7 protein-coding genes are annotated in these 11,128 nt (G+C 60.9%); 6 read left to right on the top strand and 1 reads right to left on the bottom strand.

Annotated features, from left to right (window positions below):
* Positions 1-11 precede the first annotated feature (11 nt).
* The 6 genes from GQ39_RS06960 to GQ39_RS06935 all read left to right on the top strand — a co-directional run bounded on the left by GQ39_RS06960 (position 12) and on the right by GQ39_RS06935 (position 8,774).
* A complete protein-coding gene (locus GQ39_RS06960) occupies positions 12-332 on the top strand; it encodes a DUF2934 domain-containing protein (protein WP_047528482.1) in 321 nt (106 codons plus the stop codon).
* 204 nt (positions 333-536) lie between these two features.
* Positions 537-2,696 carry a glycogen debranching protein GlgX gene (gene glgX, locus GQ39_RS06955; protein WP_047528481.1) on the top strand — a complete coding sequence of 720 codons (2,160 nt, stop codon included), beginning with the start codon at positions 537-539 and terminating at the stop codon, positions 2,694-2,696.
* A 194-nt stretch (positions 2,697-2,890) separates the two neighbouring features.
* Positions 2,891-3,649, top strand: a complete 759-nt coding sequence (locus GQ39_RS06950; protein ID WP_047528480.1) for a PIG-L deacetylase family protein — start codon at positions 2,891-2,893, stop codon at positions 3,647-3,649.
* A 111-nt stretch (positions 3,650-3,760) separates the two neighbouring features.
* The gene (locus GQ39_RS06945) at positions 3,761-4,561 is read left to right on the top strand and encodes an endonuclease/exonuclease/phosphatase family protein (RefSeq protein WP_047538510.1); all 801 of its coding nucleotides are present in this window, start codon (positions 3,761-3,763) and stop codon (positions 4,559-4,561) included.
* A 282-nt stretch (positions 4,562-4,843) separates the two neighbouring features.
* Complete coding sequence (locus GQ39_RS06940) at positions 4,844-7,393, top strand: autotransporter family protein (protein ID WP_047528479.1); 2,550 nt, start codon at positions 4,844-4,846, stop codon at positions 7,391-7,393.
* Positions 7,394-7,706: 313 nt separating this feature from the next.
* Positions 7,707-8,774, top strand: coding sequence for an autotransporter outer membrane beta-barrel domain-containing protein (locus GQ39_RS06935; RefSeq protein ID WP_047528478.1), 1,068 nt, complete (start codon positions 7,707-7,709; stop codon positions 8,772-8,774).
* Positions 8,775-8,896: 122 nt separating this feature from the next.
* On the opposite strand, the gene glgB is transcribed toward GQ39_RS06935, so the two are convergent.
* On the bottom strand, positions 8,897-11,128 hold the full coding sequence (glgB, locus tag GQ39_RS06930) for a 1,4-alpha-glucan branching protein GlgB (protein ID WP_047528477.1): 2,232 nt from the start codon (positions 11,126-11,128) through the stop codon (positions 8,897-8,899).

The following is an 11,128-nucleotide window of genomic DNA, read 5'->3' as shown; positions in this document are numbered from 1 at the left end:
GGAGCATTGCGATGAGTACCGACGATAAACGCATCCGCGAATTTGCCTATCAGATCTGGGAGTCCGAAGGGAAACCCGAAGGCCAGGAAAGCCGTCACTGGGAGATGGCACGCAAACTTGCCGAAGCTGAAGCGCTGGCGCCGAAACAACCGGCAAAAGCGCCTGCGGGTAAACCGGCCGTCAGCAAAACCGCCAATGGCAAGACTGGCGAGGTCAAGGCGGCAGCGCCAAAAGCCAAGGCCAAGCCGGCGGCAGCCTCGACCGAGATGCCAACCGGAGAAAAAGCCGCCGGGAAAAAGCCTCGCGCCGCGCGAAAACCGCCGACGAGCTGATTGGCTCGGACTTTTTCCTGATCGAACTCGTGGCGAGTCCGCTCGCCACCGAGGGATGCTCACCCTCAACAAAGCCCTGCGGGAGCGAGCCTGCTAGCGAGGACGGTTACCCTCGACACATGCGTTACCTGACACTCCGCAATCGCGAGCAGGCTCGCTCCCACAGATTGCGGCGTTTTTGTACCTCACTTTGCAGGAGCACCTATGCCCAATCCGAAGAAAGCCGCGCCAGCCCCTCAAGTCGAGGCCTCGCGAATTCGTGAAGGCCTGCCCTTTCCACTGGGTGCGACCTGGGATGGTCTGGGGGTCAATTTTGCCTTGTTCTCCGCCCACGCCACCAAGGTCGAACTGTGCATTTTCGATGATGCCGGCGAAGTCGAGCTCGAACGCATCGAACTGCCGGAATACACCGACGAGACCTTCCACGGCTACTTGCCTGACGCCCATCCAGGGCTAATCTATGGCTACCGCGTCTACGGCCCTTACGAACCCGCCAACGGTCACCGCTTCAACCACAACAAGCTGTTGATCGACCCCTACGCCAAGCAACTGGTCGGCAAGTTGAAATGGTCCGAGGCATTGTTTGGCTACACCATCGGCCATCCCGACGCCGACCTCAGTTTCGATGAACGGGACAGCGCGCCCTTCGTCCCCAAATGCAAAGTCATCGACCCGGCGCACACCTGGGGCCACGATCACCGGGTCAGCGTACCGTGGGACAAAACGATCATTTATGAGACCCACGTGCGCGGCATCAGCATGCGTCACCCTTCCGTCCCCGAGAACGTGCGCGGCACCTTCGCCGGGTTGATGGTCGACGACGTCCTGGAACATATCCGCAAGCTCGGCGTGTCCACCGTGGAGCTGCTGCCGATTCATGCCTTCGTCAACGACCAGCATCTGCTGCACAAGGGCATGACCAACTACTGGGGCTACAACAGCATTGCGTTTTTCGCCCCCGACCCGCGTTACCTGGCCAGCGGCAAGATCGCCGAATTCAAGGAAATGGTCGCGCACCTGCACGAAGCCAACCTCGAAGTGATCCTGGATGTGGTCTATAACCACACCGCCGAGGGCAACGAACAAGGCCCGACCCTGTCGATGCGTGGCATCGACAACGCCTCCTATTACCGCTTGATGCCTGACGACAAGCGCTTCTACATCAACGATTCCGGCACCGGCAACACCCTGGACCTGAGCCATCCCTGTGTCCTGCAAATGGTCACCGACTCCCTGCGCTACTGGGCGAAGGAGATGCACGTGGATGGCTTCCGCTTTGACCTGGCGACCATTCTGGGGCGCTACCACGATGGCTTCGACGAGCGTCACAGCTTCCTCGTGGCCTGTCGCCAGGACCCGGTGCTGCGTCAGGTGAAGATGATCGCCGAGCCCTGGGATTGCGGCCCCGGCGGCTATCAGGTCGGCAACTTCCCGCCCGGCTGGGTGGAATGGAACGACAAGTTTCGCGACACCGTGCGTGCGTTCTGGAAAGGCGACGATGGACAATTGGCAGATTTCGCCAGTCGCATGACCGCGTCCGGCGAGATGTTCAACCACCGTGGCCGACGGCCCTATGCCTCGGTGAATTTCGTGACCGCCCACGATGGCTTCACCCTCAACGACCTGGTGTCGTACAACGACAAGCACAACGAAGCCAACGACGAAAACAATCAGGACGGCAGCAACAACAACCTGTCCTGGAACCATGGGGTCGAGGGCCCTACGGACGACCCGGAAATCAATGAGCTGCGCCAGCGGCAGATGCGCAATTTCTTTGCCACGCTGCTGCTGTCCCAAGGCACGCCCATGCTGGTGGCCGGTGACGAATTCGCCCGCACCCAGGACGGCAACAACAATGCCTATTGCCAGGACAGCGAAATCGGCTGGGTCAATTGGGACCTGAGTGAAGACGGCAAGGCCCTGCTCAAATTCGTCAAACGCCTGATCAAGTTGCGCCTGGCCTATCCGATCCTGCGCCGCGGGCGCTTCCTGGTCGGCAATTTCAATGAGGATATCGGCGTCAAGGACGTCACCTGGCTGGCCGCGGATGGCAGCGAGATGACCACCGAGCATTGGCATGATGCGCACAATCGTTGCCTGGGCATGCTGCTGGACGGACGTGCGCAGGAAACCGGCATTCGCCGCCAAGGGGCCGACGCCACCCTGTTGCTGGTGGTCAATGCCCATCATGACATCGTCAATTTCACCTTGCCGGAAGTGCCCGATGGCGGCTTCTGGACCTGCATGGTCGATACCAATCAACCGTCGATTCGCGGCCAGGAGCGCTTCGAGTTCGGCCACGAGTATTCGGTGACTGGCCGTTCACTGCTGCTGTTCGAACTGCAGCATGAAGAAGAGGATTGAAATGAGCCGGACTCCCGGCGGATAAAAATTTGTTTCAGATCGACGAATAGGCGTCCATGAGCAATACTCGATGCGCGGTGCTCCAGGGTTCGGAGCGCCGCGCATTGCTATCAACCCGCCCTCACGGGTCTGCCGGCTTGTCATGCACAAGCCTTGCGCACGACTGAAGGCAATAAGGAACAAGGACGTAGCCCATGAAACCTGTATCCCTCTGTGAAAGCAGCCAGTCGGGACAAATCTGGAACAGCGCCCCGCAACTGGAGAACATTCCGGTAATCGGTACTCAGTCCTTGGTCCCCCCTGGCGCTCGCGCCGTCGTGATCGCCCCGCATCCCGGCGATGAAGTGGTGACCTGCGGCGGCCTGCTGCAGTTGCTCAGCGCCAGCGCTCATCCGCTGCAATTGATCTCGGTCACTGACGGCAGCGCGAGCCATCAGGGATCCCGGCAGTGGTCGGAAAAACGCCTCAGTGTGTTTCGCTCCCAGGAAAGTGTCGAAGCCCTGCGTCGCCTCGGGTTGCCCATGCATAGCCTGAAATGGATTCGTGGCGGCTTTACCGACAACGCCTTGGCCGAACATGAACTGAAGCTGACGCAATTCATTGCGCGCTACCTGCGCCCCGGCGACGTGGTATTCAGCACCTGGAGCGAGGATGGCGTCAGCGACCACGACGCCGTGGGCCGCGCCAGCGCCAATGCCGCGAACATGGCCGGTGCAACGTTCCATGAAGTGCCGGTCTGGGCCTGGCACTGGCCAGCGCGTGATTACGGCTCTATCCCCTGGCATCGCGCGCGCAAGGTACGCCTGGACAGCTGGACGGTCGCGCGCAAAAGCCACGCCACCCACGCCTATGCCAGCCAACTCGATGGCGAGCCGGCGATCGGCCTTGCACCGATGCTGCCACGGGTGTTGCTGGAGCGGATGCGTTTGCCTTACGAAATCGTATTTGTCTGACACGACCGACAGCCAATGCGCGCGTGAGGACGCCCCTTACCTGACTCAAACTGAACTGCCCGCTTGTGTATCAGTCGCATACATAAGCAACCCGGATTCAGAGGCGTGAAAGTGGTCCGCAATCCCAAACGCGACACGATTGAATCAGTGCCCTCGAACACACCCCCGGCCATCCATCGACTGCGCGTGCTGACGGTCAATACCCACAAGGGATTTACCGCCCTCAACCGGCGTTTCATCCTCCCGGAACTGCGTGAAGCGGTACGCAGTACGTCGGCGGATCTGGTGTTCCTGCAAGAAGTGGTGGGCGAACACGAGCGTCACTCCTCGCGCTACAACCAATGGCCGGCCACCTCGCAATACGAATTCCTCGCCGACAGCATGTGGAGCGATTTTGCCTACGGGCGCAACGCGGTCTACCCGGATGGCCATCACGGCAATGCCCTGTTGTCGAAATACCCGATTCGCGAACACCGCAACCTCGACGTTTCCATCACCGGCCCGGAACGGCGTGGACTGCTGCATTGCGTACTCGATGTGCCGGGCCACGCCGAGGTTCATGCGATCTGCGTTCATCTGAGCTTGCTGGAAAGCCATCGCCAACTGCAATTGCAGCTGCTCTGTCAGTTGCTTGAGTCCCTGCCTGTCGACGCGCCGGTGATCATTGCCGGCGACTTCAACGACTGGCAGCTGCAAGGCAACGCCGCCCTCGCCCGTCGTGACGACCTGCATGAAGCCTTCGAACGCCACCACGGACGCCCCGCAAAAACCTATCCAGCGCGGTTTCCCCTGCTGCGCCTGGACCGCATTTACCTGCGCAATGCCAGTAGCCATCACCCGACAATCCTCGGAAGCAAACCTTGGACGCACCTGTCGGATCACCTGCCGTTGGCGGTGGAAGTGCATTTGTGACGGTTTAAATCGCCCTGAAAAACCGTTGCATCAGCCGCAACGCTGGTCATTTCTGGTATTTCTGACAGTAGATACAACTAGACGCTGCTGCTACGTTGCCCCTATCCGCAGGAAAGACCCTATGGATAGGCAAACAACGTAGCGAGCGTTGCCGAAGAAATCTGGATGACGGGAGATTGCCTCCCGATGCTATCTCGCAACTCGCGCTGCCGAGAGTGGCTGACGCACGGCCGACGCTGAGGCCGTGGCCAATCAGCCGCCGGTCCCGATGCGGAGACGAGCATGAATCCATGGCCAGATCTTCCCAAGTACCGTTACACCGCCTGCGCCTTTTCCCTCTGGCTGTGTGCCGGTTGGTCACCTTCCACCCTCGCCGCTTGCACCCTCACCCCTACCGCTGGCAACGATAACTTCGTCTGTGACAGCGCCACCAGTGGACCGCTGACCGATCTGGCGGGCAACAACACCCTGACGTTCCCCGCCAATGGCACCGGCACCATCAATGGCAACGTGACGTTTGGCAGCGGCAACGACACCGTCAAAATGGACTCCGGCACCCTCGCTGGCGTACTTGACCAGGGCGACGGCGCCAATGCTTTGCAAATCAACAACGGGGTGATCACCGGCGAAGTCCATCAGCACAACGGTATCGACACCTTCATCATGAACGGCGGACGCATCCAGTCTCTGGCGCAAGGTGAGGGCTTCGACAATTTCCTGATGACCGGCGGGACGATCGTCGGCGCCTTCGAAGACGGTGACTTCGCGAAGATGACCGGAGGCACCATCGGCCGGGTAGACATGAAGCTCGACGACAATACGTTCGATATGTCCGGCGGGCAGATCCTGGGAAATCTGGTCACCGGATTTGGCAACGACACCATCATCGTGGCGGGCGGACGAATTGGCGGCAACATCAGTGTCAGCGGTGGCAATGACAACATTACGGTGACAGGCGGCGAGATCGCCGGTGAAATCCGCGCCAGCGCCGGCAATGACACACTTCTGTGGGACGGTGGCGGCATCATCCGCTCGGCGATCCTGATGGGCGATGGCAATGACACAGCCATTGTGCGCAATCTGAATGAAACCACCCTTGCCCTGACCCCGAGCATCGACGGTGGCACGGGCACCGATCAATTAACCTTCGACCACACCACATCCGCCGGCGCCGCCCGTTACATCGATTGGGAAACCGTCAACCTGAACAACGGTTCGCAATTCGACCTCGCCGGCAATTTCGTGCTCGGTGACAGCAGCAGCGGCACGGGTGTATTCAACATCGATGGCAGCAGCGTACTGACGTCCAGCCAGGGCAGCATCGTGCCCGCCACTGCGGGCCAGCGCGCGACCCTGAACAACGCCGGGGTGATCGACCTGAGCAGCGGCAATACGCGCACCAATGATGCCCTGACCGTACAGGGCAATTATTCGGGCAACAACGGGCAACTGCTTTTGCAAAGTGCCGTGGGCGATGACAATTCGCCCAGTGACAAGCTGGTGATCATCGACGGCACCTTGACCGGCACCACCTCGATCAGCGTCAGCAACCTCGGTGGCGTTGGCGCGTTGACCCGGCAGAATGGCATCCAGGTGGTTCAGGCCCAGGGGACGGCCATCAGCGACAACGGCGCCTTTACCCTGAAAACGCCAGTGTCGGCGGGTGCGTTCGATTACGTCTTGTACAAGGGCGGTATCACCGCCGGCAGCGAAAACAGTTGGTACCTGCGCTCCTCCGTCGTCGCCGTGCCGCTGGTGGCCGTCCCGAACCCCGACCCGGCCCTGCCGCCGATTCTTGTGCCAGTGGTGGCTACGCCGGTCGCCGCTGCCGGTAGCCCGCCACTGCCCAACGCCCAACCCGGCGCCGCTCCCATTCCCCTGTACCGCCAGGAAGTGCCGATCTGGTCCGTCTTGCCGCCAGCGGCTGCGCAACTGACCCTGACCGCCCTGGGCACTTTCCACGATCGCCAGGGCGATCAACGCCTGCTGAGCGAAACCGGGACCTTCGGCGCGGGATGGGGTCGTGTCTATGGCAAGAATGTCGACCAGACATGGGCCGGCACCGTCACGCCACGGCTCGATGGTTCGCTTGACGGCTTCCAGGTGGGCAACGATCTGTACGCCTCGCAGACGTCCGAGGGCCAAACCCAACGCAGCGGGTTCTTCGTCGGCCATAGCCGCTTGAAGGGTGATGTCGACGGCTTCAACCAGGGCTTCGAAGGCAAACGCGCGGGCAAGGTCGAGCTGCGAGGTGACAGCCTCGGTGCATCCTGGACCCTGACGGACGCCAGGGGCTGGTACATCGACACGGTGGCGATGTACACCTGGCTCGACGGCGACAGCCATTCCGAGCGCGGCCTCAAGCTCGATAACAAGGGGCACGTGGTGACGCTCTCGGTGGAGGCCGGTTACCCCTTCCCCCTGGCAGGCGACTGGGTAATCGAACCCCAAGCGCAGGTGATCCATCAGAACGTTAGCCTCGACAGCCAGAACGATGGAATCTCGCGGGTATCGTTCGATTCCGATCCAGCCTGGACCGGCCGCCTCGGCGCCCGGCTCAAGGGCCGCTACGAGGTCAGTGGCTTGCCGTTGGAACCTTATCTGCGAGCCAACCTGTGGCACACGTTTTCCGGCACCGATACGGTCACCTTTGCCGGAAACACCGACATCGACACCGAGCAAAAATCTTCCTACGCCGATCTCGGTATCGGTGCCGTGCTGACGCTGGCGCCCTCCGTCAGCGTGTACGCCAGTGCCGACTTCTCCAGCAATATCGACAGTCAGCACCTGCGGGGAACGATGGGAAATGCCGGTATCAGGATAAGTTGGTAAAACTGAGCAAAGGCTCTAGCTCCTGACTTTTTTGGCGTTTCCGCCATTAAACAAGAACTTATTGAGCACCAAAAAATCAGTCACTTACACCCCCTAAAATACCCCTACCACTTATCGGCCATTTTCTTGACGCAGTGGCAGCGGTCTCCTTGAATTCACGTTACTACCCCCGGAACCACAATCAGGGGCAAGCCCCCCAAGTCACCCATATACACGGGCGGCCCCCGGCTTGCCCCCATCCATCGGTCGCCCCTCATTCGGGGTAGGAGAGACGGCAAAGCGAGAACGGCATGCGATTGCAAGGTAGACCCCCATGAAAACTTCACTCACCCAACAAGAGATCAAAATCACTTTTTGCACAGTCTCGAGCTCACTCCTGCTGTGCTCTTCCATGGAAGTGCAGGCCTCGCCTGTCGAGGAAGATACTTCGCCCTGGTATCGCCAGGACGTCCCGGTGCTCTCCTTACCCGCACAAGTTTCCACGTATCCCGACCGTTTCAGCGCCATGCCCGATCTTCGAAGTTCGCACCTGACGACCGAAGATGCCTCGCCTGCTGCCTGGGATCAGGTGTACGGACAGGCCTCGCGCCGGGCACAAAACGATGTTCTCGCCGAAGGCCTTTCCACTTCCGGTGCCGGTCAACTCAAAGGCCCGGCACTCGTGACCCTGGAAAGCGGCAGTGGCCGTACTCAGCGGGTTGGCCTGATCGGTGGCACCAGCATGATCCAGGGCAACAGCACGGGCTTGTTTACCAATCGCGCCCAATCCGACTCCAACAGAGACAGCTTCAGCCTGCAAGGCCAAAGCCTCGGCGCCTACTGGAGCCTGATCGGGCCACAAGGCTGGCACGTGGACTTGACGGCCAGTGGCGGCCGGGTCAATGGCTATACGCGCAACGAGCAGGGTGTGCGGCAAGCCGCCGAGGGCAGCGCGATGACGCTGTCGATGGAAGGCGGATTCCCCATCAGCCTGGGCGAACACTGGGTGGTTGAACCCCAAGCGCAATTGATCAATCAACGGATCACCCTGGACACCCCTTACGCAGGCTCGGGCAATGCCTCCTCCATCGACTTGTCGTCGTGGAGCGGCCGGGTCGGCGCCAAACTGAAAGGGAGTTACGACATTAATGGCCTGCCCGTGGAGCCCTACGTGCGGACCAACTTGTGGCACACGGTGAACACCGGCAATACCGTGACCCTCGATCAGGTCGACAAGATCAGCAGCAGCCGGAACTCGTCGACGGTAGAGCTGGGATTGGGCCTGGTGGCCAGAATGACCCCGACCGTGAGCCTGTACGTCAGCGCCGATTACAGCAGTGACGTCGACCAAAATGATTTGAACGGGTTGATCGCCAGCCTGGGTGTACGGATGCGGTGGTGAGGGTCAGACCTCGAAAAGACTGTTCACCGGGCTGACGCCATCGCGAGCAAGCTCGCTCCCACAAGGGTCACACGGAACCTGTCGGAGCGAGCTGACTCGCGATGTGGCGAGGCGTTTTCGGATCAGCCCTCGGGGCGCAACATCAGCACCGCCAACGGCGGCAGATTCAGCACCAATGACAGCGCCTGACCATGACTCGGCGCTTCCTCGGTGAACGCCCCGCCGCTGTTGCCGTAATTGGAGCCGGCATAGGTCGCCGAATCACTGTTCATCAACTCGGCCCAGCGGCCGGCAAATGGCACACCGATGCGATAAGCCTCACGCGGCACCGGGGTGAAGTTCGCCACCACCAGCACCGGCTTGCCGTCCTTGCTCCAGCGCAACCAGGCATACACGCTGTTGATGGCGTCATCGCCGATCAGCCACTGGAACCCTTGCGGTACATCATCCTGTTCGTGCAGCGCCGGCTCTTCGCGGTACAGCCGATTGAGGTCGCTCACCAGCTTCTGAACACCTTTGTGTTCGGGGTACTGCAGCAAGTACCAATCGAGTTGCTGATCGTGATTCCACTCGCGCCACTGACCGAACTCACAGCCCATGAACAACAGTTTCTTGCCCGGATGCGCCCACATGAAGCTCAAATAAGCCCGCAGGTTGGCAAATTTCTGCCAGCGGTCGCCGGGCATTTTGTCGATGAGCGAATGCTTGCCGTGCACCACTTCGTCGTGGGAGATCGGCAGGATGAAGCGCTCGGACCAGGCGTAGACCAGGCCGAAACTCAGCTCGTTGTGGTGATGGGCGCGGTACACCGGATCCTGCTGGATGTAATGCAGAGAATCGTGCATCCAGCCCATGTTCCATTTGTAGGCAAAGCCCAGGCCGCCCTGTTGCGTGCTCTGGCTGACGCCCGGCCAAGCGGTGGACTCTTCGGCGATCACCAGGGCACCGGGCGCTTCCAGTGCCACGACGTCGTTGAGGTGGCGCAGGAAGTCGATGGCTTCGAGGTTTTCCCGACCACCATGGCGATTCGGCACCCATTCACCGGCCTTGCGCGAGTAATCGCGATACAGCATCGACGCCACGGCATCGACCCGCAGGCCGTCGACATGGAAATGCTTGAGCCAGTGCAGCGCCGACGCCAGCATGTAGCCATGCACTTCGGTGCGGCCGAGGTTATAGATCAGCGTGTCCCAATCCTGATGAAAGCCTTCCTGTGGATTGCCGTACTCGTACAGCGCCGTGCCGTCGAATTGCGCCAGGCCATGGGTATCGGTCGGGAAATGCGCCGGCACCCAGTCGAGGATCACACCGATGTCGGCCTGGTGGCAGGCATTGACGAAGGCCGCGAACTCATCCCCGGTGCCGTAGCGGGCGCTGGTGGCAAATTGCGAGAGCAACTGGTAACCCCACGAGCCGCCAAACGGGTGCTCCATGATCGGCATCAGCTCGATGTGGGTGAAGCCCAGTTCCTTCACATACGGAATCAGCCGCTCGGCCAGTTCCGGCCAAGTGTACTGGCGAGCCACTTCGCCCAGATCATCCAGCTCGCATTGCCACGAGCCGGCGTGCAGTTCGTAAATGGACAGCGGCGCCGTCAGGCGCTGACGCTCGCCACGGGACTGCATCCATTCCTGGTCCTGCCAGTCGATCGTCAGCGGTGGGGCCACTTTCGAGGCCGTGTCCGGCGGCAGGGACGTGGCGAGGGCCATGGGGTCGGCCTTCAGCGGCAGGATTCCGTCCTTGCCAAGAATCTCGTACTTGTACGCCTCCCCCGCCTGCACGCGCGGAATGAACAGCTCCCAGACTCCGGTGGGATGACGCAGACGCATCGGATGGCGGCGACCATCCCAGACGTTGAAATCACCGACCACCGACACCCGCCTGGCATTCGGCGCCCACACGGCGAAACGTACGCCGTCGACACCGTCGACCGTCATCAGTTGCGCACCCAGGCAGCTGCTCAGGTCGCGGTGATTGCCTTCGGCGAACAGGTATAGATCCATATCGCCGAGCAGCGGACCAAAGCTGTACGGGTCTTCGGCGATCTGCTCGCCACCGGCCCAGCGGGTGCGCAGCCGATAGGGCTGCGCCCGGTCGAAGTGCCCGACGAATAACCCCGGTGTCTGCGTCGGTTCCAGATTGCCGAGTTCTTCTCCAGAGTCCCTGGCGACCACCTGTACGCTCAAGGCGTCCGGCAGATAAGCCCGAATGAACTGTCCACCGGCGCCATCGCCGTGGGGACCGAGAATTGCAAAGGGGTCGTGATGTTCGGCGCGCACCAGCGCATCGATGTCCCGCGCCCTGGGTAGCAGGGCTTCTTTGTACTGACCCTGTTCCTTGTTCGAGAAACTCAT

It is taken from the genome of Pseudomonas sp. 11/12A, assembly GCF_000800055.1.
Classification (GTDB): domain Bacteria; phylum Pseudomonadota; class Gammaproteobacteria; order Pseudomonadales; family Pseudomonadaceae; genus Aquipseudomonas; species Aquipseudomonas mohnii.
Note: the sequence above shows the minus strand (reverse complement) of the source record. Positions and strands in the feature narration are given on the sequence as shown.